Origin of the sequence: Chlorogloeopsis sp. ULAP01, assembly GCF_030381805.1 — a bacterium.
Taxonomy (GTDB): Bacteria; Cyanobacteriota; Cyanobacteriia; order Cyanobacteriales; family Nostocaceae; genus Chlorogloeopsis.
In genome coordinates this window covers 383,710-410,360 of the sequence record NZ_JAUDRH010000007.1, presented here as the reverse complement: position 1 = coordinate 410,360, position 26,651 = coordinate 383,710, and the positions used below count along the sequence as shown (strand labels likewise).

The 26,651-nt window shown below is 41.5% G+C and carries 18 protein-coding genes; 13 read left to right on the top strand and 5 right to left on the bottom strand.

Annotation, left to right across the window (positions count from 1 at the left end):
* Window positions 1–11 precede the first annotated feature (11 nt).
* The 10 genes from QUB80_RS16610 (at window position 12) to QUB80_RS16565 (ending at window position 13,007) form a co-directional block, all read left to right on the top strand.
* Window positions 12–1,472, top strand: a complete 1,461-nt coding sequence (locus tag QUB80_RS16610) for an ankyrin repeat domain-containing protein (protein ID WP_289790616.1) — start codon at window positions 12–14, stop codon at window positions 1,470–1,472.
* A gap of 23 nt (window positions 1,473–1,495) precedes the next feature.
* The gene (locus QUB80_RS16605) at window positions 1,496–1,927 is read left to right on the top strand and encodes an ester cyclase (protein WP_289790615.1); all 432 of its coding nucleotides are present in this window, start codon (window positions 1,496–1,498) and stop codon (window positions 1,925–1,927) included.
* Window positions 1,928–1,994: 67 nt separating this feature from the next.
* Window positions 1,995–2,636, top strand: a complete 642-nt coding sequence (locus QUB80_RS16600) for a DJ-1/PfpI family protein (protein WP_289790614.1) — start codon at window positions 1,995–1,997, stop codon at window positions 2,634–2,636.
* Between the two features lie 26 nt (window positions 2,637–2,662).
* Window positions 2,663–4,759 (top strand): glycogen debranching protein GlgX, encoded by a 2,097-nt coding sequence (glgX, locus tag QUB80_RS16595; protein WP_289790613.1) that lies wholly within the window; start codon window positions 2,663–2,665, stop codon window positions 4,757–4,759.
* 46 nt (window positions 4,760–4,805) lie between these two features.
* Complete coding sequence (locus QUB80_RS16590) at window positions 4,806–6,932, top strand: N-acyl-D-glucosamine 2-epimerase (protein ID WP_289790612.1); 2,127 nt, start codon at window positions 4,806–4,808, stop codon at window positions 6,930–6,932.
* A 327-nt stretch (window positions 6,933–7,259) separates the two neighbouring features.
* Window positions 7,260–8,303 (top strand): ligand-gated ion channel, encoded by a 1,044-nt coding sequence (locus tag QUB80_RS16585; protein ID WP_289790611.1) that lies wholly within the window; start codon window positions 7,260–7,262, stop codon window positions 8,301–8,303.
* Between the two features lie 517 nt (window positions 8,304–8,820).
* The gene (locus QUB80_RS16580) at window positions 8,821–9,498 is read left to right on the top strand and encodes a hypothetical protein (RefSeq protein ID WP_289790610.1); all 678 of its coding nucleotides are present in this window, start codon (window positions 8,821–8,823) and stop codon (window positions 9,496–9,498) included.
* A 46-nt stretch (window positions 9,499–9,544) separates the two neighbouring features.
* Window positions 9,545–9,751: a hypothetical protein gene (locus tag QUB80_RS16575; RefSeq protein ID WP_289790609.1), complete on the top strand. Its 207-nt coding sequence runs from the start codon at window positions 9,545–9,547 to the stop codon at window positions 9,749–9,751.
* Window positions 9,748–11,538 carry a P-loop NTPase fold protein gene (locus QUB80_RS16570; protein WP_289790608.1) on the top strand — a complete coding sequence of 597 codons (1,791 nt, stop codon included), beginning with the start codon at window positions 9,748–9,750 and terminating at the stop codon, window positions 11,536–11,538. Before QUB80_RS16575 ends, QUB80_RS16570 begins: the two co-directional genes overlap by 4 nt.
* A 2-nt stretch (window positions 11,539–11,540) precedes the next feature.
* Window positions 11,541–13,007 carry a DUF1802 family protein gene (locus QUB80_RS16565; protein ID WP_289790607.1) on the top strand — a complete coding sequence of 489 codons (1,467 nt, stop codon included), beginning with the start codon at window positions 11,541–11,543 and terminating at the stop codon, window positions 13,005–13,007.
* A 1-nt stretch (window position 13,008) separates the two neighbouring features.
* Here QUB80_RS16565 and QUB80_RS16560 read toward each other — a convergent pair whose 3' ends face one another.
* The gene (locus QUB80_RS16560; protein ID WP_289790606.1) at window positions 13,009–13,782 is read right to left on the bottom strand and encodes a LemA family protein; all 774 of its coding nucleotides are present in this window, start codon (window positions 13,780–13,782) and stop codon (window positions 13,009–13,011) included.
* 8 nt (window positions 13,783–13,790) lie between these two features.
* Window positions 13,791–15,011 (bottom strand): TPM domain-containing protein, encoded by a 1,221-nt coding sequence (locus tag QUB80_RS16555; protein WP_289790605.1) that lies wholly within the window; start codon window positions 15,009–15,011, stop codon window positions 13,791–13,793.
* A gap of 278 nt (window positions 15,012–15,289) precedes the next feature.
* On the opposite strand from QUB80_RS16555, the gene QUB80_RS16550 reads away from it, so the two are divergent.
* Window positions 15,290–17,107, top strand: a complete 1,818-nt coding sequence (locus QUB80_RS16550) for an ABC transporter ATP-binding protein (RefSeq protein ID WP_289790604.1) — start codon at window positions 15,290–15,292, stop codon at window positions 17,105–17,107.
* A 450-nt stretch (window positions 17,108–17,557) separates the two neighbouring features.
* On the opposite strand, the gene QUB80_RS16545 is transcribed toward QUB80_RS16550, so the two are convergent.
* Complete coding sequence (locus QUB80_RS16545) at window positions 17,558–18,160, bottom strand: class I SAM-dependent methyltransferase (RefSeq protein WP_289790603.1); 603 nt, start codon at window positions 18,158–18,160, stop codon at window positions 17,558–17,560.
* Between the two features lie 391 nt (window positions 18,161–18,551).
* On the opposite strand from QUB80_RS16545, the gene QUB80_RS16540 reads away from it, so the two are divergent.
* Window positions 18,552–19,283 carry a hypothetical protein gene (locus QUB80_RS16540; protein WP_289790602.1) on the top strand — a complete coding sequence of 244 codons (732 nt, stop codon included), beginning with the start codon at window positions 18,552–18,554 and terminating at the stop codon, window positions 19,281–19,283.
* 941 nt (window positions 19,284–20,224) lie between these two features.
* Here QUB80_RS16540 and QUB80_RS16535 read toward each other — a convergent pair.
* Together QUB80_RS16535 and QUB80_RS16530 are read right to left on the bottom strand one after the other, a co-directional pair.
* Window positions 20,225–21,574: a cysteine desulfurase-like protein gene (locus tag QUB80_RS16535; protein ID WP_289790601.1), complete on the bottom strand. Its 1,350-nt coding sequence runs from the start codon at window positions 21,572–21,574 to the stop codon at window positions 20,225–20,227.
* Between the two features lie 180 nt (window positions 21,575–21,754).
* Window positions 21,755–22,354 carry a hypothetical protein gene (locus tag QUB80_RS16530; protein ID WP_289790668.1) on the bottom strand — a complete coding sequence of 200 codons (600 nt, stop codon included), beginning with the start codon at window positions 22,352–22,354 and terminating at the stop codon, window positions 21,755–21,757.
* Window positions 22,355–22,708: 354 nt separating this feature from the next.
* Here QUB80_RS16530 and QUB80_RS16525 point away from each other — a divergent pair, with 354 nt between their 5' ends.
* A complete protein-coding gene (locus QUB80_RS16525) occupies window positions 22,709–26,620 on the top strand; it encodes a PAS domain S-box protein (RefSeq protein ID WP_289790600.1) in 3,912 nt (1,303 codons plus the stop codon).
* The last annotated feature ends 31 nt before the right edge of the window (window positions 26,621–26,651 follow it).

The window sequence follows — 26,651 nt, the reverse complement described above, 5'->3', positions numbered from 1 at the left end:
TGAGGTGAGCCATGAGCCAGGAAGAAACACAGAAAGTTGCCGAAAAGTGGTTTCAAGCTCTAGATCGAGCTGACTATGAAACTGCGATGAGTTGTCTGGCAGACGATATCGAGTGGGTTAATCTACAACCTGTCAAGGGCGTCAGCGATATTATTCCTTGGATTGGCACATCCCACGGTGTGGCTGAGGTGACTCAATCCTTTCAAGCCCGCGATCGCATTGCTGATGTGAAGGTTTTTAAACCACTTGATTTGGTCGTCCAAGGCGATCAGGCATTTGGCACAGTGCATGATATCACAACAGTCAAAGCGACTGGACTCACCTTTGATATCACTTTTGCCACTTGGATGCAGATTCACAATGGCAAGATTGTCAAATGGAAATCCTACTGCGATCCCTCCCCAATTATTGCTGCATTGCGGGGAGATTCAAGAGCGCGTTTGATCGAAGCTGTAGAAAATGATCATATTGAAGCAGCCGAGAGTTTGCTGCAACAGGGTGCAGATCCTAATACCCGCAATCCAGAAAATGGATTAACAGTATTAATGACCGCAGCCTGTCATGGCAATGCTGAAATGGTGAAATTGTTGTTAGATGCTGGTGCAGATGTTCTGACTGTTGATAGCAAAACCGGGGCGACTCCTTTGCACAAAGCTTGTCAGGGTGGTAGTGTCGAAGTTGCAAAGCTGCTACTCGATGCTGGAGCATTTTTTGATGCTGTTACCCCCACAATGGGGCATACCCCAATTATGGATGCTCTGTGGTACAAGTGGCCAGAATTGGTGAGGCTAATCGTTGAACGGGGAGCAAATCTGCGTTTGAGTACCCACTATGGCTTTACTTTAGACGATCATCTCAACTTTGAACTCAATGTTAACCAAGGGGAAGAAAAACAAAAATTTATCACCATTAAAGAAATCATTGACGCGGGCAGAAAAGCTGCCCAAGAAAGCATTGAGTCTCAAAAAGTCATGGCAGCAACCAATCAGGGTGATTTTGAGACAGTTAAGCAGCTAATAGAGAATAAATCTGATGTTAATACTGTTTATCCTCATATCAATTCTTTTTTAGATGGGCATACTCCCCTTTTAGTTGCCGCCCGTGATGGACACACAGAAATTGTCAGAGAACTTCTCAAGGCTGGTGCTAAAGTCAGAGTCGAAGATTGGGTGTTTAAAGGCGCTCCGATTCATAAAGCAACTTATAACGGTAATCCGGAAATTTTGAAAATGCTGGTCGAACACCCCGATATCGATTTGGATGTTCAGGGGCCAATCAACGGTTACACCCCCCTTCACGATGCGCTTTGGCATGGATATAGCGAATGTGCAGAGATCCTGATTAAAGGCGGTGCCAGATTAGATTTGAAAGGACATGACGGTAAAACACCTTGGGATATTGCTGTTGACGTATTTGGTTCAGAAGGTGAGATTCCAAAACTGATTCACTCTAAAACGACGGGAAATTCTTAAGTTCCAAATAAGGAGATTTGATAGTGTCTGTTGAAGACTACAAAACTATTGTCCGCGATCGCTTTTATCGGGATGCTGTGGATGGGGGCAATTTAGATTTAGTTGATGAACTATTTTTCCCTAATTGCACTTTCTATGCTGCCGGGAGTTCCGAGCCAGTAAATCGCGATGTATTCAAACAATATCTCGGTATGTTCCGCACTGCTTTCGGTTTCCAACACACTATTGACGATCAAATTGTTGAAGGAGAGAAAGTTGTTGCTCGCTGGACTGTACATGGAACACATCAACAGGAGTTTCGAGGCATTACACCTACTGGCAAACCGTTAACCTATTCGGGAATCTCCATCTTTCGCTTTGCTAACAGCAAAATCCAGGAAGTGTGGACTAGCATGGACGAATTGGGTTTGCTCAAACAACTCGACGCGATCGCAACAAAAACGCAGGTGTCGTAATTACAAAAGTCATTGGTAGAGCGGAGCAGTCAACCAAAGACAACTTTAAGACTGTAGGAAATAGACTATGTTAGTTTCTCATTTAGATAAATCGGGAACTCAGCATCACTTAAAGGGTGTACCTAAAAGCCAGGAAGAAACAGCAACACTGAAAGGGAAAAAAATTGGCATCCTAATTGAGAGTGACTTTTACGAACACGAAATTTGGTACTACCATTACCGCTTTGCAGAAGAAGGTGCTGAAGCTCATCTTCTCACCCGCTTGTGGGGTCAGCAGTCTATAACTTTCAAGGGACATGAATATCATGCACCGCTTGATTGTAATGAAAGCTTTGAAAATATAGATGATGACGAACTCAATACCTATGCTGCCATAATTGTACCGTCTGCTTTTGTGTCTGATCGCCTCAGGTACACAGACGATTTGAGTAAACTCCCACCAGCAACAGGATTTATTAAACAAGCTTTTGCTAATAAAAATATTCTTAAAGGCATAATTTGTCATGGGATGTGGCTAGTTGCACCTGTACCAGAACTGGTGCGTGGTCGTCACGTCACCTGCCATAACAATTTGCATGGCGATGTTGTGAATATGGGTGCAATCTACACCGATGAAGATGTGGTTGTGGATGGGGATTTAGTCACAGGACGCACCGGTGCTCATTGTCATTTGTTTGCCAAAAAGATTATTGAAATGCTGGCTTCATAAATATCAGATTACAGAGGAAGTGGGTTATGACGTTGATAGTAGATGCACCTAAAACTACATATATAACAGAGAAGGGACGGCCACATCCTCTAGGTGCAACACCGGATCGAGAAGGGGTGAACTTTGCGGTTTTTTCACAACATGCTACAGAAGTACAACTTTTGTTATTTGATAAGCATGATGCTATCGAACCAATACAGGTTATTGAGTTAGATCCGAAAGTGAATAAAACCTTTCACTTCTGGCACGTTTATGTGAGGGGTTTGAAACCAGGAATTCACTATGCTTATCGTGTAGACGGGCCGCATGACATTAATGCCGGACACCGCTTTAATAAGAACAAAGTTCTGATTGATCCTTACGCGAAAGGAAATACTGCCGATCTGTGGAACCGGGCTGATGCTTGTGGAGAGGGAGATAATCTGGCTACCTCAGCGCGAAGTGTAGTCATCGACATCTCAGATTATGACTGGGAAGGCGATCGCCCAATTAATCGCCCGATGAGTGAGACGATCGTGTATGAAATGCACGTCAGGGGATTTACCCAGTCGCCTAGCTCAGGTTGCCAACAACCTGGTACTTTTTTGGCAGTAATTGAGAAAATCCCTTATCTCAAGGAATTGGGCATCACCGCCGTGGAACTGCTGCCAATTTTTGGGTTCGATTACAAGCAAGTACTGCGGGAAGTTAATGGCAAGCCACTAACAAACTACTGGGGATATAGTACAGTTAGCTTTTTCGCCCCCCACAGTCACTATTGTGTTTATCCAGAGGTTGGCAACCAGATTCGAGAATTCCGGGATATGGTTAAGGCGCTACACAAAGCGGGCATTGAAGTAATTTTAGATGTTGTCTTCAATCACACCGATGAAGGTAATCATTTAGGGCCGACCATCAACTTCAAAGGCTTTGATAACAGTATCTATTACCATCTCGTTTCTGGAGACAAACAGTACTACATGGACTATACAGGTTGTGGTAACACGTTTAACTGCAACCATCCGATCGCAGATAAGTTCATTTTAGAATGTTTGGAATTTTGGGTGCGAGAAATGCACGTAGACGGCTTCCGGTTTGATGAAGGGTCAATACTTTCTCGCGGTGAAGACGGTGCGCCGATGGCATACCCTCCTGTGGTGTGGAATATTGAACTATCTGAAACTTTAGCCGACACAAAAATCATTGCTGAAGCCTGGGATGCTGCGGGGCTATATCAGATTGGCTACTATCCTGGATATCGGTGGGCGGAATGGAACGGGCGTTATCGGGATGATATTCGCCGCTTCCTCAAAGGAGATCCAGGGCTGGTTGGTGCCGTTGCCTCACGCATTGGTGGCAGTGCTGATATCTACCAATCAAGCGGGCATTTACCGATTAACAGTATTAATTTCATTACCTGTCACGATGGCTTCACGCTAAATGATTTAGTCTCCTACAACTATAAACACAATGAAGCCAATGGCGAAGATAATCGTGATGGCATCAATGATAATTTGAGTTGGAATTGTGGGGTTGAGGGTGAAACGGATGATCGCTGGGTTGAAGACTTGCGCGATCGCCAAGTCAAGAATTTTGCCGCTATTCTCTTACTATCCCAAGGCGTGCCGATGATCTTGGCGGGTGATGAGGTGAGGCACTCCCAACAAGGAAATAATAACGCTTACTGCCAAGATAGCGAGATTAGCTGGTTTAATTGGCAGCAGTTGCAGAAATATCCCCATATCTATCGGTTTTTTAAACTGATGATTGACTTTCGCAAGCACCATTCTATTCTGCACCGACCGCGTTTCTTTAGTGGGGAGATGAATGAGCGCGGATTAGCAGATATTTCCTGGCATGGTTGCCAACTATATAGCCCAGGTTGGAACGATCCTGAAGCTCGTGTTTTAGCCTTTACCTTGGGGGGCTTCAACGAGGAGGTAGATATTCACGTCATGCTGAATATGTACTGGGAAGGGCTTGATTTTGAAATTCCTACCGTTGCAGGCAGACAGTGGTATAGAACGGTAGACACTTCCCAGCCATCCCCCTTAGACATTGCAGAACAAGGTAAGGAAACTCTTGTCACAACTAAGACTTACTGGGTTCAGAGTCGCAGTGTTGTGGTGCTGATTTCTAAATAGTTTTGTGAATTTCTCTGTTTTTCTTTAGTTTTTACAAGTAAATCCAATGAATAAAATAGAATTTTCCTTCTCAGACTTAATTGCTGGGTATGTTACCCAATTCGACAAGACTAAAGACGCCTTTGGTTTAAAAACCTCCGATAATCGAGAGTTTTTAGTCCAATTAACCCCCACTGTCTTTGCCGAACTCATACGTAACTTGGGAGAGGCGTATCGCGATGCCACTGCCCAGATGCGAGAAATGCTGGTGCCAGGACGATTTGTATTTGTCTACGGCGTCTTCTACCCAGATGCGGAAAACAGCGAGCAAAATTTTGAAGCCAAGCACATTGTTTTTTTAGGCCGTACCGAGAACGAGTATTTATTTGAAAAGCAAAACTGGTGGATAAAACAGGTGCGGGAGTTAGCCGAATTCTACATTAAAGCCGAGTTTGGCGACGGCGAAATTGACTACTCCCAATACCGTACCAACTTGACGATCACAGGAGATAAGCAAAAATCTGGGCGTCAAGAAACGGATACGATCTCTCGTTTAGTTTATGGCTTTGCTTCTGCTTATTTACTGACTGGGGATGACCATTTCTTAGAAGCTGCCGAAAAAGGCACGAAATATTTGCGCGAACATATGCGCTTTCGTGACGAAAGCGAAGGTATTTGCTACTGGTATCATGCCGTTGACATTAAGGAGGACGGCAGCGAGCAAAAAATCTTTGCCTCTGAGTTTGGTGATGATTACGATGCTATTCCTTGCTACGAGCAGATTTACGCTTTGGCTGGCCCTACTCAAACTTACCGGATTACAGGCGATTCCCGGATAATACGTGATATTAAGGCAACAGTCAACTTATTTCACCGCTTTTTCAAAGACAAAACTCAAAAAGGTGGTTACTACTCTCACATCGATCCAATTACCCTTAGTCCCTATAGCGAGTCTTTAGGACGAAATCGGGCTAAAAAGAATTGGAACTCTGTTGGTGATCATGCTCCTGCCTATTTGATTAATCTCTGGCTTGCCACTGGCGAACAAGAATACGCTGACTTTTTGGAATATACCTTTGACACGATCGCAACTTACTTCCCCGACTATAGCAATAGTCCTTTTGTGCAAGAGAAGTTCAATGATGACTGGTCAAAAGATTACCAGACAGTACAGCAAAATCGAGCAATTGTAGGACACAACCTAAAAATTGCCTGGAATTTGACACGGATGCATAGCCTCAAGGCAAAAGAAACATATAAAGATTTTGCTGAAAAAATTGGTCATATTATCCCTAGCGTGGGTTGCGATCGCCAGCGCGGTGGTTGGTATGACATGGTAGAACGGGTATTAGCTCCAGGTCAAAAATTTCATCGCCTTGTCTGGCACGATCGCAAGGCTTGGTGGCAACAAGAGCAAGGAATTCTAGCCTACTACATCATGGCTGGTGTTTATAAAGATCCTAATTTCATCCAGTTTGCTAGAGAAGGTGCTGCTTTTTATAACGCGTACTTCTTGGATACTGATTCTGGTGGTGTCTATTTCAACGTTTTGGCCAATGGACAACCCTACGCACTTGGTACTGAACGCGGTAAGGGCAGTCACTCAATGGCAGGTTATCACTCTTTTGAGTTGTGCTACCTGGCTGCTATTTATACCAACTTGCTGATTAATAAGGAACCAATGGATTTCTTCTTCAAGCCCCAGCCCGGAGGTTTTCCAGACAATATCTTGCGTGTACAGCCAGATATTCTGCCACCCGGTAGTATTCGGATTGATGAAGTATGGATTAACGGACATAAATATATTGATTTTGATGCCGAAGCATTGACAATCAAATTACCAACCGATCAGACGGAAATAAAAATTAGGGTGCGGATAATACCTGCCGATATTGATTTCGATGCCGATCTGATGGAAGTAACTGATGGGGTTGCGAAGATTAACATGGCTGGCTCTCTAGAGCCAAGTATGTTGAAGTATCTCAAAGAAGAACTGGAAAAAGCTCATGGAGTTACAGGTGTTGTCTTAAATATGGAAGATCTCAAGTCAATTTCTGATGAGAGTTTGCGATATCTTGCTTTTTATAAACAAAAAGCAGGTGGTAATTTTAGCATTACAATTTCAGGCGCTCAAGGAGCAGTGAAAGAAGCGATCGAGCAAAGTGAACTGAATGAAGAAGTCAGTTTAGTTTGATAGTTTATTTGCCTGATTAAATACCCATAATTTCTTGTTACCATTTTTCTCGTCACCATGCTCTGCATGGTAATGAAAACTGTGAAGCTCCGTCTCCTCTTCATGAGGCGGAGCCTCAATCAATACTTTCCCAGGTTGGAGCCTGGGAGAGAGAAAAAAGAGAATTTGGAGTAATTAAATCATTTTGTGTATACACATTAGCCTTAAAAAGGGGAGTAGGGAGGCTCATTGTTTTCTAAACACTTCTAGACAATTTTAAGTTTCCTAATAAATTTCTTAATTATGGAAAAAATTTGAGTTAAAATCTATCAGTCAATCAAAATGATTATGCGTAAAAAGTCAATTGTTCTATTATCTTTGCTTTCTCTTTGTCTATCTTTGAATGTACCAAAACTAAAGGCGCAAGAACCTCCAGAAGAAACTACACGTCAAATTACCACAAGTCGTCCTGACACCAATAATCCTACTCAAGTTGCTGTAGGTGTATATCTGGTCGATTTTGATGATTTTGATGAAAAAGAAGAAGCTTTTACATTGGATGCTTACTTACTTTTAACTTGGAAAGATAAACGTTTGGTATTTAAACCAACCCAAAATGGTGTAAATTATAAAACTTACCAAATAGGAGAAATCTGGTTACCTAATGTCAAATTTTTAAATATTGAGCGCGAGCGAGAAACCGTTTATACAGAATTAAAAGTTAAACCTGATGGTACTGTATATTATAAAGAACGATTTACAGGTCGATTTAATGATGAAATCAATTTGAAAAAATTCTCTTTTGATTCTCAAAGACTAAGATTAATTCTCACAGCTCCTTTATATAATACTAAAGACATAAATTTTATTGTTGATAAGCGTACAACTGGTAAATCTCCAAACGCTTTTTTGACAGGATGGACAATTGGAGAATATAACGCATTAGTCGGCTCAAAAAAGTCGGAGTTTGAAGAAGTGTCTTATCCTGAGTTTATATATGAAATCAATATTTCGCGTTATTCTGTACCATATATTTTAAATATAATTCTGCCATTATTATTTATAATTGCTATTTCGTGGACAGTATTTTGGTCTCGCTCTTTTGAATCAAATACTGTTATAGCTACTAGTTCTTTATTATCAGCGATCGCATTTAATATTGTTATTGCAGAAGACTTGCCAAAAGTTGCTTATGTAACTTACCTTAATGGATTTATTCTAGTAGTTTATATTTTTATCACTTTAGTAATTATCTATACTGTAGTAAAACATCGGATTAATTTAGAAACACATAAAGAGCTATCATCAAAAATTGATCGCACGGCTCGTTGGCTTGTTCCATTTGCGTTTGGACTAACCAACATTGTATTGATAGGAATCTTTTTACTTTAAACTCATAATTTAATTAGCGATCGCTTCTTCTGCTAATGCCATATTTATTATCGTCATCAATCCCCTCAATGTGATGAGTTATATCATGTCTGTGAAAATGACCATAATAAAATAACCTCACACGCCTACGACACCCTCTCCTTAGTAAGGAGAGGCTTGGGGTGAGGTAACACAGCAATTAAGGGTAATTTAGCGGACATCATATTATTGAGCTTTGTAAGCAAAAGAATGATCAGGCGATCGCATTATTAGGTATAACAATCTTGTTAAAATAAGCACGTATTGAGTATTGTTTTGATATTAATACAAGAATAAATATATATTTTTGTGGGATCTCAAAGATTTTCTTGAGATTCTTTCAGTGTTTTTACGCCAGTGATTAAGTTTTCAAAAAATTATACTAGTACTTAGAAATATAAAGATTAAGTCTGATAGCCCTATATAAGTTTGAGGCTATACAGACAAAACCCGCATTGGTGGGTTGCAAAGCCTTGATTTTTTTACTGGATTACTAAATATGACATCAAAAAATACTAGTGTAAAAGCTAAAGAAGCTCAAACTCAAACTCGTCTTCTGTTAGCTTTATGGGATTTGGGAGGAACGAAGCAGGAGATTAAAAAAGGCGAACTTACTAAGCGAGTTGTACAAAAGGGCAAGAAGGCAGCAGATTATCAAGGCATCTTTAAGAACTTGGAGAAAAAAGGAGCTATTTCTATCTCAAAGAAAGGATACTCTTTGGTATCTCCTAATGGTTTAGATATATTGAGTGAAGGCTTGAAAAGCTCTGATTTTAAGTTTGAAGGGACTATTGTAGGAACTTGGGCTGCAAATGCGCTGTTGAAGTGGATAAGTCAGGTGAATGGCACGGTAGTTGGTGCAGCTGCATCGGTTAACGGTGTAAAAAGTACTGTGAAATCTTATCAGGAGTTTGAGAAAGTCACATTGGGAGTCTATGACAGATTAAACAGTGACTACAACCTGAATCATCTAGTGCCGATATATCGAATTCGTCGGGAAATAGGCGATCGTGTTAGTCGTTCCGATTTTAACGAATGGCTACTGGAAATGCAGGCTAACGATATTTGTCAGCTAATGGCAGGAGAAATGCGAGACATCACCCCAGATAAACGGGATGACTCAATTACTATCCCTGGAGGAGGATTACGTTATTATGCCAAGCGTTTAAATTCCTAAATTTCTTTGACTCCTTATGTAGTTCTTTACCTCAAATAAAATAGCTATGGACACTTCAGCAGTTTCTCCAATAGAAGCCCTTAACGCCGCTGTCAAAAGTCACAATCCATTTCTTAACGCTGGGATAGTCAAAGAACAGGATATCTGGGGTCAAGGATTCCCCGATGTGCCAACGCTAAATGCCCACGCTTCTGATGCAGTTTTTCAGGCAATTGAACTGGTGCTTACTAGTTCATCTACTCAAGAGAAGTGACATCAATTGCTATAACTGCTCAACAAGGAGTAGGTAAAACTCACATACTTAGTCGCATTCGTCATCGGTTGAAAGTCAATGGAAGTGCTTTATTTGTATATGCAGGTGTTAATAACTACACAGATTTAAATCTGGTTAAATACCAATTTCAACAAACTTTAGCTGATAGTCTCAGCAATACTGGTAGTCAAGGGGTGATGCAGTGGCAAGAAGTGGCGGCAGCGATGGCAAATGAAGGCTTTAAAGCCATCGATTCCAACTTTTCAAGTCTTTCTCCCCAACGACTGATTGAAAGATTTGATAAAGTATATACAAGTTGGTCAGCTAGGAACAAGAATTTGATGGACAGGCTGACCAAAGAAGTTCTCAAAACAAAACCAAATACAGATCCCTACATTGTTAGGGCTATTTTGTGGACGCTTTCAGAAACTCAGGTGTCTTTTGCAATTAAATGGTTATCTGGGGATGAGTTAGCAAATTCTAATGCTGATATTCTAGGATTACCTAATACTAGAAAAGAAGCTCAAGATAGAGAATCCGAAGCCCTTAAAATTGTTCAGCAAATACTAAATTTAGTAAGTTACTATAATTCTGTTGTTATTTGTTTTGACGAAATAGATGTAGAAAATAATTGTAGTAATGATGGCTTAACAACTCCACAAATAATTGCTGATTTAGTAAAGCGTCTACATGATACTCTTGAACAGTCTGAACTTGGTAAAGGTATTGTTATTCTCACAGTCATGCTACCTGATACATGGACAAATAAGGTTAATTTAATGCCTGGTGGTACGCCTGACAGAATTTCAAAATATACGCAAAGAAAACCGATAGATTTAAAAACTCTTGATGGTAATTCTATGCTTGGATTAGTCACCCTGTGGTTGAAAGATTTTTATGAGACAAGAGATTTAAAATCTCATGACCCACTCTATCCGTTTCAAGAAAGTGAACTAAGAAAATATGGTAAACATGGACTAACCGTGAGAGAAGCTTTGAAATGGTGTGCTGAGAACTTTAAGGTTGATGATGAGATACTACCAGAAGAACCATTGGAACGATTTTATCTAGCTTTAGAAAGGGAGAGTAAGGTAGACACTGGAAATTATCTAGATGAAAAATATAATTCCCTGATTGCTGATGCTTTGTCTTTTGGTTTCCAGAGCTTGAAAGGACAGAAATTAGGGGGTAAAACTTCTACAGGCGAGAAATTAGAACAAGTCACAATTGAAGATGTTGTTGATATTGAACCAAAGTCACAAAATCAAGGTTGGATAAACTTTAAAGTAATTGGTAAGGAGAAAGATAAGATTTTCAAAATAGGTGTTGCTGTTCTCCAATATTCACATGGAAGAGCGGTAGGAACTGGGATGTGGCGTTTAATTGAATATCAGACATTCGATATAACACGAGGTTGCTTAGTTCGTTCTAAAACCAATGAAAAAAGGATTCGTAAAAATTGGGATTCTTACATTTATCTCAAAAAACTTGTAGAAGAATTGGGTGGAGAACATGTGGATCTGAAAGTAGAGGAAATCCAAGAGCTGATTCACCTTTATTCTGTTTATCAAAAATGTGAGTACTATAAACTAAATGAAAAACAAGTTTTAGAGTTTTCTCAGCAATTAACTTGCGAAAATCCTTTGTTACTCGAAATTTTAAGCAATCCTTCTGGTCATATAGATGAAGAAGCTATAGAGAGAGAAGAACTATTAAAGGATTTCCTTAATCCTTCTAGTATTGAAGATGCAGATAACTTAGATGATTTAAGTGAGTTGTTGAATTAAACATGAGCGAAACTGTTTTACTTGATACTGTCTTATGTTTACCAGATGTCGATATTGAAGCATTAATAAAAGGGCGAATAATTGCTGTAATGCCAGGGAGATTCATTAATTTGGGGCGGCAATTTGCCCTTTGTCCCAATGATATATCGATTAACTCACAACCCCATGAACAGTATTATCATTCAAGTTTTTTGTCCTTTGCTCAAATAGCTTTAGCCAAATTAGACTCTGAAAAGAATTTGATTAAGGCTTGGGCTAAGTGTGAAGGTTGCAATATGTTTACTCTTGAATCCTTCGATGCCTTGTCAAAGTTGAGCATTTGGACAAAGCAAGGATTACAGCATAAACTTGGTCAGCGACCTCATATTTTTCTAGTTTACCTGCGCGTCTATTTGCTACCTAAACCAATTGAGATTTCAACGCACTCACAATATAGTTTGTTTCTACCTTTACCTGCTTCCCTAAGTGTTCCTGATACAGCACCTATTTTAAGCGATCGCATCTTTGCCCAACGCAAACATCAACTAGAAAATTTACAACCTCCACTCCATCCTGAATTAGAAGAATTACAATGTGCTTTAGCTTCCCTTGCGATTACTAATCCAACCGCTAAACTGCTAGATGAGGATATTCGAGTATTTTTAGGTTGGAGTAATAGCAAACAGATTAAACAACCTAGTACAAATTTAGCTTGGATTAATGATATTGCATTTTTAGGTAATCGTAGTAAAGAACAAGATGAAGGTAAAAGCAATTATCAAGCAGGAACAGATTTTGAAAAAATAGTTCGTAAGAGCCTAGAATATTTAGGATTTACAGTTGATGAATTTCATAGAGGTGGCGCAGGCGGTATAGATATATTTTGTTCCCAACCCTATCCTTTAGTTGGAGAATGCAAAGCGGGTAAAAAGATACCTAATGATACTGCTGTACAATTACTGAATTTAGGAACACTTCGCTTACAAAATCAAGAATTATTGAAACAAGCAATCAAATTAATTATTGGCCCTGGCGAACCGACAACGCAACTGAAAGAAGCAGCAAAAGTACACAGTATGGCTATTATTAATCCAGAAACATTAGAAAAACTTGTACAACTAGAAAGCAATTACCGTAATTCGGTAGATTTATTTAAACTCAAAACATATTTAAAAGCTGGAAGTTCCGATCAAGAAGTTGAAAAATATCTTGACCAAGTTTACAAAGAAATTAGTCTGCGATCACACTTAATTCAACTCGTGAAAAAGCATCAAGTAAATACAGGAGATGAAAATGTTGAAGTTGCTACTCTTTACGGAGCGTACGGTTATTCAAGTCCACCTCAAGCTCTCAGTCGTGAAGAAATGCACGAAATTCTCATCGAACTTTCATCACCCTTAACAGGCTACTTAGGACGAATTAAAGGTACTGATTGGAAGAGCGATCGCTTTTATTTCCTCCGCGATTTACCAATAACTAGCATTTCCTAATTTACTCCTTAAAAACTTTGGGAACATCAGTATTTGTAGCTTGAAAATATTCCTGCTTTTCAAACCCAAAAGTATTAGCTACAACCGAGTTGGGAAAACTTTGAATTTTTTGATTGTAAGCTTGCACTGCCTGGTTATAGCGCATTCGCTCTACGGCGAGGCGATTTTCAGTACCGCTTAACTCATACTGAAGATTGATAAATAATTGGCTAGATTTCAATTGGGGATTGGCAGTGGCATAATTGCGGAAGCGGTCAATAGCTTGATTAATTTGCACTGTCGCGGCGGCTTTTTCGTTGGGAGTGTCTGCTTGCAAATAAGCCTGACGCGATCGCTCTAATAAAAAGACTAATTCTTTTTCCTGTTTGGCATAAGCTTGTGTCACGTTCACAAGATTGGGGATTAAATCAGCACGGCGCTGGAGTTGATTTTCTACTTGCGCCCAAGCTGCTTCAACTCTGGAGCTACTGCTTTGGATAGAATTGTAAGTCCAACCAATCCAAACAGCCAATGCAGTTACTACTCCTGCACCAATTATCAACAATCTTTGACGCAGATGTGCTAATCGTTGTTGTTTTTCTTGCTGTTGTCGGTGCCTTGCCTGCACATCTCGGATGGCTTGCTCAATAAACTCGGCAGGAATATCCACTTCTTTTCCTGCTGCTACCAATTCAGAAGGCGAGTAACTTTGGGTGTGATTGGCATAGTAGCGCGAGGCTAACTCTAGCACTTCTGGGGCAATCTCTTCGGGAATTCTCTTTTCTTGATTATTCATAGTATTACTTACCAACTACCACCAGCACCACCGCCACCGCTACTGCCACCACCAAAACTACCACCACCGCCACCACTAAAGCCGCCGCCACTATAGCCACCCCAAGTGCTTGGAGGAGGAGGCGGAGGAGGCGGAGGCAGGCGAGGAATTATTTCCTCTTGCTGATGGTGATAAGCACAACTATGACAGTCATCAGTAATTAGTCGTCTTCCAGAATTATATTGTGTAGCTGGTCTAACAATCTGCTCAGAGCGGGTGACAGTTAATTCTTGACAGTGAGGACATTTCTTAAATCGAGAAGAATGAGACTGTTGAGCGACTATATGAAAACCACTACCAGTTAGCTTATGACTGCAATTGGGACATTTCCAACCCTCAAATCTAACACTACCTAGTTTTTGTGCTGTTTTTTCTGGTTTGCTTAAATATGATTGAACTGTGGTTTCGTCTACTTTTTCCATTGGCTTTTGGCAATCAGCACACAAAAAAGTGTAATTACCGTCAAGTTTGCGACTATGCCCTTGTGGTGCAATCAAAATTTTTTGAGGACGTCGTTTGAGATGAGCGGCACCTGCGATCGCTAATACTAATATTCCACCTCCGGCTAAAAATCCCCATAAAATCGGGGGATCTGCACTTGTTTCTACAGTTGAGCCATTTTCCCGATTTGGAGTTGTGACTTGGTTTGTGGATGATGAGCGATCGCCCTCTAAAATAAGTACTAGTGCTTTTGTTCCTGCCAGCGTACCACCTTCAAAGTCTCCTTGTTTGAAGCGGGGAATGATTTGGGTATCGATAATATTGCCCACTTTCGCATCTGGCAAAATTGCTTCCACGCCGTAACCAGTCTCAATTTCCACACGGCGATCGCCTACTGAAATCAAGAATAATACACCGTTATCTTGTCCTTTCTTGCCAATTGCCCAATCATTAAACAGTTCGGTGGCAAATTTTTTGACAGAACCACTAGGAGTTGTTTGTGGCACAGTTACCACGGCTATTTCCGTGCCATGTTTTGCTTCCAACTGAGAAATCATCTGATTAATTTCGGCTTCTGTCTGTTGGCTGAGAATTCCAGCCATATCAGTTACCCATCCACCATCCTGCTGCCGGGGATTCGGAACTTCTTTGACAGTCACAGCCAAAGTAGAAAGGGGAGAAACAAATATGGCACAGGAAAATAAACTTACCAAAAAAAAGCGTTTTGGTTTTAGTAAATTAAATTTCATTGCTTCAGCCTCCAGCCGACTAATGTCTGGAGCATATTTTGAGTGCGATCAGTGCTTGTTGTGGATTTGTCCTCTTACAGCTTTTTATATACTAAATAATTTCTCTGTATCTGACTAAGTAATCAATAAAGATTATTTCAATCTACCTCTAGTACTCCACTAAATTGATTTTGACAGATCGCAGGTGTTCAGATCCCCGACTTTTCAAAAAAGTCGGGGATCTATAACCTCACAGAGAACTCGGCAATTAAGGGCGATTTTACGTTATACAAATAGTAATGAGGAATCGTCGTCAAAAACGTAACGCCCTGCGTCAATCCCTAGCGATATTCCGCTATAGTGGGCGAGCGATCGCTTTAGTTTGGACTACTAGCCGTGTCCTAACTGTTAGTCTTGCGATTTTAACTTTAGTGGCTGGTCTTTTACCAGCAGCTGTAGCCTATATCGGCAAGTTAATTGTCGATGCAGTAATTTTCGCTTCTCAAAATCAAGTTGATAGCTATCGTCCCTTACTATATGTGGGATTGGAAGCAACTGCTGTTGCCTTACTCACAGGTAGCCAAAGAGGGCTAACAGTTTGTCAGTCACTGTTGCGGGTATTACTCGGACAACGGGTGAATGAACTTATTTTAGAAAAAGCAATGAGTCTAGAACTTACGCAGTTTGAAGACTCGGAGTTTTACGATAAAATGACCAATGCCCGGCGAGAAGCTTCCATTCGCCCTCTCTCGTTAGTAACTCGCACCTTTGGCTTGGTACAAAGCGCCCTTTCACTTCTTACCTACGGGGCTTTGTTGGTGCAATTTTCGATTTGGGCAGTAGTGGTACTAATTTTGGCAGCAATGCCCGCATTTGTTGCGGAAACAAAATTTGCGGGGGAAGCTTTTCGCTTATTTCGCTGGCGTGCGCCGGAAACTCGTCAGCAGCATTATCTAGAAACTTTGATTGCTAGAGAAGACTTCGCCAAAGAAGTTAAACTCTATCAACTCGGTGAAATGTTGCTGGAACGTTATCGCGACATCTTCTATCAACTTTATGACGAAGACCGCAATTTAACAATCCGGCGGGGGCAGTGGGGATACTTGCTGAGTTTGTTGAGTACTGCCGCTTTTTACGTAGCATATGCTTGGATTGTCATAGAAACTGTGGCGGGAAGAATTTCTTTGGGAGATATGACGATGTATCTCACCGTGTTTCGCCAAGGGCAAACTACTTTTTCTGGTATGCTGACTTCCATTGGCGGAATGTATGAGGACAATCTCTATCTTTCCAATCTCTACGAATTTCTAGAAGAGGAAGTACCAAAACCACAGGGGAAAGCAACCAAAGGCATCAATCCCAAAGATGGTATTCGCTTTGAGAATGTCACATTTACTTATCCGGGAAGTTTGCAACCTGCCTTGAAAAATATTTCTTTCCACCTCAAACGCGGAGATAAATTAGCCATTGTTGGCGAAAACGGTTCTGGTAAGACTACTTTAATTAAACTCTTGACTAGACTTTACAATCCTGATTCCGGACGCATCCGCTTTGAGGGTTTGGATTTGCAAGAATGGGATGTGGATGTATTGCGGCGTCGTATCGGTGTAATTTTCCAGAACTTTGTCCGTTACCAATTTACGGTAGGGGAGAATATCGGTGTGGGCGATGTGGAACACGTCGAAGAAAAGGATCTGTGGGAAATTGCTGCCGAAAAGGGTATGGCACAACCTTTTATTGAAAAATTGCCCGCAGGTTTTAGCACTCAGTTAGGTAAATGGTTCAAAGGAGGGCAGGAACTTTCGGGAGGACAATGGCAGAAAATTGCCTTGGCTCGTGCTTTTATGCGGACTAACGCAGATATCTTGGTTTTGGATGAACCGACATCAGCGATGGATGCGCAAGCTGAGTATGAGATTTTCAATCACTTTCGGACTTTAACGAAAAATCAGATGGTGATTTTAATTTCTCACCGTTTTTCTACAGTGCGGATGGCTGACAAAATTTTGGTGATTGAAGCTGGGGAAGTCGTAGAAGAGGGAACTCATGAGGAGTTGTTGCAGGCTAAAGGTAGGTATGCCAGGCTGTTTTATTTGCAAGCGGCGGGATATCAGTAATCATTCCAGAAACTTACTGTTTGGGCTGACGCGGAGACGGAGAGACACGGGGACACGGAGAGATTTTAATGATAAGTAGTAGGGTGGGTTAGGCACACGATAAAACTCGATTTTTAAATGCTGAAACGATGTTTGTGCCGTAACCCACCACTTCTTGTAGATGCGTTACACTACGTCGGTTGCGACAGGATAGATAATTTTCTCGTAGAAGGAGAGTAAATACTCGTTAGCGAGATTCTGATACTCATCGATGAGGTTCAAGTGCTCGTTCATCTATCTCAGATACTCGTCAGCGAAGCTCAAATACTCGCTAGCGAAGCTCAAATACTCGTCAGCGAGGCTCAAATACTCGTTCATCTATCTCAGATACTCGTCAGCGAAGCTCAAATACTCGTTCACGAGATTTTGAGACTCCTTAATAAAGCTTAAATACCCATCATAAATGACAAATTATTTGGTTGCCAGCGCACAGAAACCTTGATCTGTCTCTACCAAATGTGCCTCAGTAAAACCAGCCGTTGTGAGCATTTCGGTTAATCCTGTACTCGATTGCCCAGAATGAGAAGTAAACCCAAGTGCAATCTTGCCACCACCCTTCATCACCCGCCATATTTCCCGCAGTCCAACCATCACATCTGGCCAAACTTGCATAGAATTGATCGCTAAAGCTTTATCAAATGTGTCATCTGCAAACGGTAGTTTTTCAACTGAACCATACTCAAGTTCGACTACGCCTGTCTCAATCGCTTTTGCATTCCGCACTCTGGCTTGCTTAACCATTTCTTTTGAATAGTCAACGCCCGCAATATACCCTCTTGAAACCGTAGCTGCTAGAATCTCAATCCCCACCCCAGGGCCAAATCCAACTTCTAGCACTTTGTCATCCGGCTGAACTTCAAGGAGATTAATTGCCCACTCAGTGAAATCACGCTTTGTGTGAGCTAAAATGAAACCTCCTAACCGACCTAGTATACCTTTGGGTCGTCCAAACATTTGCATCAAAAGACTGTCTACAATACTTAAATGCTGGTGTTGCTGCTGGTTATTTTGCATAGTCTTGAGTGTCTCCTTCAATAAATTTTGTGAGCGATCATCAGTTTTTTTTGACGTAGTGCGGTGACGATCGCTAACAGCTATTGATTTTGTTCGTCTCTATCGTGATCGGGATGCGAATCAGGCTCCACTACCTTTTGATAGAGCTTGTTGATAAAGGCTAGTTCTTCTCCACACGCTTGATCACAGCAAGCGATCGCTACATTCTCTAAGTAAGGTGGGTATTACCTAACTTTCTTCAAACCCTTATTTTGACGTTGTGGACAGTTGCCCACCCTACAAAAATTGCTTATGATTACTCCATCAAATTCGGAGGGAATACTGTAACTATGGTGATTTTTTAGCAGAGCAATTAATGAGAATTGTAGCGCAAACTAGTAGTAGACTAGCAATGAAGCACTTACCAATAGGTCATTGGTGGCAAGGAGGTTTAATTCTCACCTTGGGCTTAGTTGGTATAGTTATCGGAACATTTTATACACCTATTTCAGCTAGCTTGAAATGCGATCGCCTTTCTCCTAGTCAAATTAACTGCGAACTGCGGCGATTTTATGTGCTTAGAGGTGTGGAAAAGCTGAGAATTTACGATCCTCAACAGGCAAATGTCATTACCACTGCTGGCAGTAGGCGAGGTAGAACATATAAGATAGTGATTGTAAATGAAATCAAAGAATTTGAGTTTCTACCATCTAGTAGCAGTTATAAAAATAATCAAGAAGTCGCTTCTCAAATTAATAATTTTATCTACTCTCAGCAACAATCTCTCTTCTTAAGTCAACACCAATGGCATGATTACTCGTTCTTTGTTGTCATCATTATTTTTTTTCTAGGGTTTGGTATTTTCTTAGTAACGACACCTATAGTTGACTGCACTTTCTATAAAAGTCTCAATAAAGTAATTATAGAGAGGAAAGGTTTACGTACAAGACAACTCATTGAATATCCCTTAATAAATATTTCTCGGATTGATATCCAAGAAAAAAAAGTGCGTTATGGCAAAATTTATCGCCCGATACTAGTTTTAATATCTCTCGAACAAATACCAATTCACGAAGATTATACTAACGAAAAAAATACTCAAAATTCTATTAATAGTATATGTAACTTTCTCGCTCAAGGATAAAGAGACTGAGGACGCAGATCCCCGACTTCTATGAGAAGTCGGGGATCTTGTTTTTCACGAATGATTTAGGACTGCTATCTAAGCTGCTTATTTTCATGCTTTTAGTAACAAAATTTTTGAAATTTAAAGTTTATATCTTAACATAGCATATACGAAAACAAATTTTATAAACTCATATTTTGCATCTGTGCTCTTGTCCGCCAATAAATAAATTTCAAGGGCTAAAAGCTAAAGTCAGTTTTAACTGACTAGGTAAGATTTTCAGTTCGTTTTAACAGACTTCAGCTATAAGCCTGGTAGACGCCTCCGGGTGGCTTCCCGTAGGGTACTTCAGTTCTAGGCTTTTAGGAGCGAGGTCAAGATGTGAATTACTTCTCTCTGAAGGAGTATTTATTATATTTGCATCAAGAGATTAAGACTTAATTATTGAGTATTATTACTCTCAGAATTTTAGTAAAAATACACTGCAAATTTTTATACAAATTTGCTTATACTCTGCTAAAGTAGAGACGCTAAATTTTGTGTCTCTCATTTGCCGATTTGGTTGAAAATTTGACTCAATCTTAAGGTTGTCTTAATAAAAATGATACCTCAAACACTGATCCCCGCGTAAACATATAAAAAGAAAAAATACTACTTCCAAAACATCACTATTCAGGGTAAATAGCATCCTTAAAATTGAACTTTTTCCTGAAGTAAATTTGCAACAACTTCGCTAAAGGAGGTGAGTTTAAATGCTTTGTGACGACTGTCAGCGCAAGAAAATTTGTCCGCCTGCATTAATTGCAAAAAATGATCCGCAGTTGCAGAAGATACTTGAACGTCTACGAAGATGTGAGTTGCGTACCGTAGATCAAAACTAGGTTGAAAAAGCGATCGCTAACGTTTGCTTTGTGAATCAGTTCCTAAAAAGAGGCAATTGTTTGCTCATACCCAGAAAATTAAGATGATGTTGGGATAGCAGCAATTTCATGCAAAGCTTGTAATAATCGCTGAATTTCTTCCACTGTGTTGTAATGTACTAGCCCTATCCGCAGCAAACCGCCACTAGCTTCTACTCCTAACCTCTCAGTCAGATTGATCGCATAAAAATGGCCGTGCCAAGTAAAAATACCGCGATCGCCTAATGCTTTAGCAATGGAGTAAGGAGTTTGCCCCGCAAGTGTGATTGCCACGGTTGGCGTGCGCCAGGTAAAACGTTCTGGCTGGGTAATGCCATATAAAGTTAAGCCAGGAATCTCCAACAGTCCAGAAATTAGCTGGTTGCTCAATTCTAGTTCGTATTGTTGGATTGCACTCATCGCAGTTACTAAGGCAGCACGCCGACTGGGATAGGAAGTTGATTGAGTTGGAGGACATCGGAATGCTTCCCATTTTCCTGTATCAGCCTCTAGGAGAGTAGAAAGTAACTCGCTTCCTAGTGTGGGTGAGACATGACAACCAATTTTCGCTAGATAGTTAATTGCCGCTATCATCCCCGCTAAACCTTCGTGATTGAGGGTGCCAGTTTCCCAGCGTGATGGCACTTCATCTGATGCAGGACGTACTTTGTAAGGTTGCAGGCGGGCAAGATGCTCGCGCTTGCCGTAAAGAATACCGACATGAGAGCCAAAAAATTTATACGCCGAACAGGCGAGAAAATCGCAGTCGAGCGATCGCACGTCAATTGGGGCGTGGGGTGCATAGTGAACTGCATCAACGAAAACCAAGGCTCCGACTGTGCGAGCAAGGCGTACTACCTTTGCTATGTCGTTGATCGTGCCTACGGCGTTAGAAGCATATCCAACTGCTACTAAGCGCGTGCGGGGATTAATTTGCTGTTCTAAGTCGCTCCAATCGAGTGTGCAATCTGTAAAATTGATATCTACAAAGCGGACTGTAACACCGCGCTCCGCTAGCGCACACCAAGGAGAAACATTGGCATCATGGTCGAGTCGCGTCACAATAATTTCATCACCGGGCTGGAGCTCGCGACTGATCGCTCGACTTAAAGTGAAGGTGAGGGTAGTCATGTTCGCACCGAATACCACTTCATCGCGATCGCAACCGAGAAAATCGGCGATCGCAACACGAGCGGAGTCAATCAGCACATCTGTACGCGCACTTGTCGCAAAAGCCCCGTGAGCATTGGCATTTGATCTCACCAGATAATCACCCATTGCATCTATTACCGAGCCAGGCACTTGAGTACCCCCAGGCCCGTCAAAGAAAACTGCGGGTTGTCCGTTGATTTCTTGCGTGAGTGCAGGAAACTGAGCACGTATCCATTTAATGTCAAGAGGCGTTTTCATCTGCAAACTCCTAGCTCTTGGACTAGAAATATCTTAGTGTATTATTCACAACATGGTTTCAAAAATCATATCCTCCTCGATCAGAGGCTGGTATTCTTGACTAAAAAAAGGGCGGAAGCCATCTTTGCACTGGGCGGTTATGTTACACAGTAGCCGAAACTCCCTTCTGCCATCTGCCTTCTACTTACTACGCTGGAATTTGGTTTTCAACCTGCAAAATCCAATCGCCGGAATTACTCCTAAAATAATTGCTGTAAAGACTTGTCCAGATAAATACAATATTTTAGGGCGGTTTGGTTCTGGAATCAGAAATTGTACTTGAGAAAATAACCAAACTAAGATACTAACTGAGCAATAAGAAATTGAGGGCAAAAAATTCCACCACCAAGCACCCGTCGTATATCTTTGCAGTACTAGCCATTGCAAAAAGCCTAGCCAAATTCCCGACAATATATATGAGATGGTTGATAGAAATCCAAAAAAGACTATCTCTTGAAACGATAAAGTTTTATTGAATGATGCGGCTATTGATGAAATGTGGTTAATCCATGCTCCAGAGACGCTATTGGCAGCTAACCAACCCGTGCTGGTGGCAAATATCCACAACCAAAAAGATATATAGTGGCGCAGGGCGATTGCTTGAGCAGCAGCAAAAATTACCGCAAAAACTGTACTACTGAGAAAATGCACTTGCAAAATATTTGATGGGAGCGATCGCAAGAGAGTTTTTTCGATCAAGATACTGGCAACACCACCTACAACCCATCCAAGTAGCGTCATGAAAGTAAATTTGAGTACAAAGTTCTGTCGTTGCGATCGCGCTATAAGTAGTTTTAGTACTCCATATAACTGAGATGCTTGTTCAGATGAGGTATTTACTGGCATTTGATTTGGATGTGTTTTCATCAGAAGTCAAGTGCAAAGGCTATTTAGGGGTAAATACTAGAAAATCAAATATTTTTTAAGACAAATAGGATACAAATAATCGAAAAATAAAATTTATATTTTTCAACCGCCTTCCGACTTCTGCCCTCTGCCTTTGTTTATCACTACCTATGGCAGATTGTCGGAGGAATTGTAGTTCAGATTTAATGAGATTAGCCATATCCATATAGGTATACGGGCAATAGCTCAATGAAGCGTGACAGAAGGGGTAAATTTATCCGTAATTGGGACTCTGAGCCAAAACAGGCAGTGAATTTATCGCTGACTTCAACGGCTTGGCAAGTTCTTCAGCAGCAAGCATGCGAATATGGCATTTCTCGTTCTGAATTGGTGGAACGTTATGCTCGGAGTTTGCAATCTGATTGTGGCAATGATTTTGATGAAAACGAACAAGATGAAGAAACGCTACAATTAGGCGATCGCAATTTAGAGAATAATCTAGAGGTATTAATTGCACAAAGAGATACTCTGCAAGCACAAATCGAGCAATTACAACGAACTATTGAGGTTTTACAGCAGCAAAATCAAAATCAAATAGCACCGGGCGATCGCAAAGTTGTTGACATTATTGAAAGTATTAGCGATGCATTTATTGCATTTGATCGCGAATGGCGCTATACCTACGTCAATCAGGAAGCTGTTCGACTGCTGAAAAAGAGCAAGGAAGAACTAATCGGGCAATGCATTTGGGAATTGTTTCCTGATTTATGCGGCACCAAGATGGAGCAAATGTTAAAAAAAGCGGTGGATGAACAAACCGCTTTTGTTTTTGAAGACTATTACGCTCCCTTTGACATTTGGGGAGAAGTTCATGCTTATCCTTCGACTGATGGGCTTTCCCTGTTTGTTCGGGATATAACTGAACGTAAGCGGGCTGAAGAAGCCCAAGACAATCAACGCCAATGGCTGGAAGCAGTACTCAATTTATTACCAATTCCCCTAATATTTGTTGAGCCAGAAACGGCTCGATTTACTTTCTCAAACCAAGCGGTAAAGCAAATGGCTGGCAGGGAGATGCCAAGCGATCGCTCTGCGGGGGTGTATGATGCAGAGTTTTACTGCACTGATGCCACAGGGCAACTCATACCGCCCGATCAACTTCCGGCTATTCGGGTGGCACGAGGTGAGAGGATTGACGGAGCAGAGTTGAACTGGCATACCCCAAACGGTGTTTATTCGCTACTGGTTTATGGCGATACTTTACCCGCGATGCACAATCGTCCAACAACTGGTGTGATAGTGTTTCAGGATATTCGCGATCGCAAGCAGGTGGAGTCACAACTGCAACAAAGCCACCGCTTTATTCAACAAGTCGCTGATGCCACACCTGGGCTTTTGTATGTTTATGACTTGATTGAGCAGCGTAATGTCTACGTAAATTGCCAGATTACAGAAGTATTAGGTTACACTCCAACACAAGTTCAAGCAATGGGCAGCGAGTTATTTGCCCAATTAATGCATCCAGATGATTTTGCGATTCTTCCTGCTCAAATCGAACGTTTAAATCAAGCACAAGACGGAGAAATTATCGAGCTAGAGTATCGGATGCGCCATGCCAGTGGTGAATGGCATTGGCTTTTGAGCCGGGATTTAGTTTTTACTCGTACTGATGATGGCTTACCTTCTCAAATCATAGGCATCTCCCATGATATTACTGAGCGCAAGCGAGCAGAAGCAGCCCTACGACAGGTTGAGGAACGACTGCAACTTGCTTTGTCTTCTGCCCAAATCATTGCCTGGGATGTGGATTTACAAACAAATTACGTCATGTGTTCTCCTAATGCTCTTGATGCTTGGGGGTTGCAAGAGGCTACAACAGAGGAGCTTTTGGCTATTCTCCACCCAGAGGATAAGCAAAGTGTGATCGAAGCCTATGAACGTGCGCTCTCTGGGGAAGAATCTTTTACCCAGGAATACCGAGTCATTAGTCCAGATGGGGCTGTACGATGGTTCCACGATTTAGGACGAGTTTATCTCAATGCCGATGGACAAGCAGTACGCATAGTAGGAGTATCGGTAGATATCACCGCTCGCAAGCAAGCAGAGGTTGCCCTACATCTAACTCAAGAACGCTATCGCTCATTGGCAGAATCCTTGCCGCAACTCGTGTGTACAGCACGTATTGATGGAAAGGCAGATTACTGCAACCAAAGTTGGATTGAATACACAGGGCTAGAACTAACTCAAACTCAAGGATTGGGATGGCTCCAGGCTATTCATGTTGAGGATCGCTCTTTAGCTGTGACTCAATCGATGCAAGCATTCAAAACTGGCAAGCCCCACTCTATCGAACTTCGGTTGAGACGAGTGGATGGTGTTTACCGATGGCATTTAGTGAGAATTGTCACCATCAAATCTGAGGATGGCAATTTTATTGGTTGGTTGGGAACGGCAACGGATATTAACGATCAAAAACACATTGAGCAAACTCAACGTTTTCTAGCTCAAGCATCGCAAACCTTTGTCGCAGCAAGCTTAGATTTACAAACCATTTTAGATACTATCACTCGACTAGTCAGTGAATTTACAGGCGATGTTTGTACTTTAAGTTTAGTTTCAGAAGATGGGCAATGGCTTAATCCTGTCTCTTTTTACCATATTGATTCGCAAGTCCGAGAACTCTTTGGCGAACTGCTAAAAAATTATCCTCGCCGTGCAGATCAAGGTATGGGGGGACAAGTTATGCAAACGGGAGAAGCAATACTATTAACAGCAGCATCCCCACAAGAGTTGAGTGCCGCAATCAAACCAGATTACCAAGTTGAGTTTGAGCGTTTTAGAGTTTGCAGTATATTACTTGTACCACTGAAGGTGCAAGGACAAGCAATCGGAATATTAAGCCTAAGCCGCCACTATCCAGGACAACCCCACAATCATGATGACCAAACTTTAATGCAAGACTTGGCAGATCGGGCGGCAATGGCGATCGCTAATGCTCGACTATACGAAGCCCAACAACGAGCTAGAGCCGAAGCTGAAGCTGCAAATCGTACCAAAGATGAATTTCTCGCTGTTCTCTCCCACGAATTGCGAACTCCCCTCAACCCCATTTTGGGTTGGACAAAATTACTACGCAGGGGCAAAATTGATGCCAGCAAAACAGCATTAGCCTTAGAGACAATCGAGCGTAACGCCAAGTTACAAGTCCAACTGATTGAAGATTTGCTCGATATCTCCCGTATCCTGCAAGGCAAGTTAATTTTAAATTCTTGTCAGGTGGATCTGGTATCAACAATCAATGCCGCGATTGAGACAGTACATTTGGCAGCCGAAGCCAAAACAATTCACATTGAAACTAACTTTGCCGCAGATGCGGGCAATGTTTTAGGCGATGCCGGGCGTTTGCAGCAAGTCTTCTGGAATTTGCTCTCAAATGCAGTCAAGTTTACACCTACAGGTGGTCGAGTTGAAATTCGATTAAATAGATCTGGTTCGCAAGCGCAAGTTCAAGTGCAAGACACCGGCAGAGGTATTAATCCTGAATTCTTGCCTTACGTCTTCGATTATTTTCGCCAAAGTGATAGCAGTATCACTCGCACTTTTGGCGGTTTAGGATTAGGGCTGGCGATCGCCCGTCATATTGTAGAATTGCATGGGGGTACCATCACCGCAGCCAGCTCAGGAATGGGACAAGGAGCAACGTTCACTGTTAGTTTGCCTTTGATGCTAACACCAACTCCAATAGCTGAGGAAGTAGCATTAACATCAGGCTCCCTTAGCTTACAAGGAATTCAAGTTCTAGCAGTCGATGACGAAGCAGACAATCTGGAATTAATCGCCTTTGTTCTCAAACAAGCTGGTGCTACAGTCATCTGTGCTGCTTCAGCACCAGAGGCACTGCAAATCCTGAATCAAACCCAGCCCGATATTTTGCTGAGTGATATTGGTATGCCGCAAATGGATGGCTATACATTGCTACGCCAAATTAGAGCTATGCCTTCACAGGGAGCGCAAATTCCAGCAATTGCCCTGACAGCCTATGCAGGAGAAAGCGATCAACAGCAGATACTTGCAGCTGGATTTAGGTTACACATTCCCAAACCAGTCGATCCAGAAGTATTAGTGAAGGCGATCGCTCAGGTTGTTCGTCCAAACGAATAATTCATACCAATTTAAAAAGTGATTAAGGGCA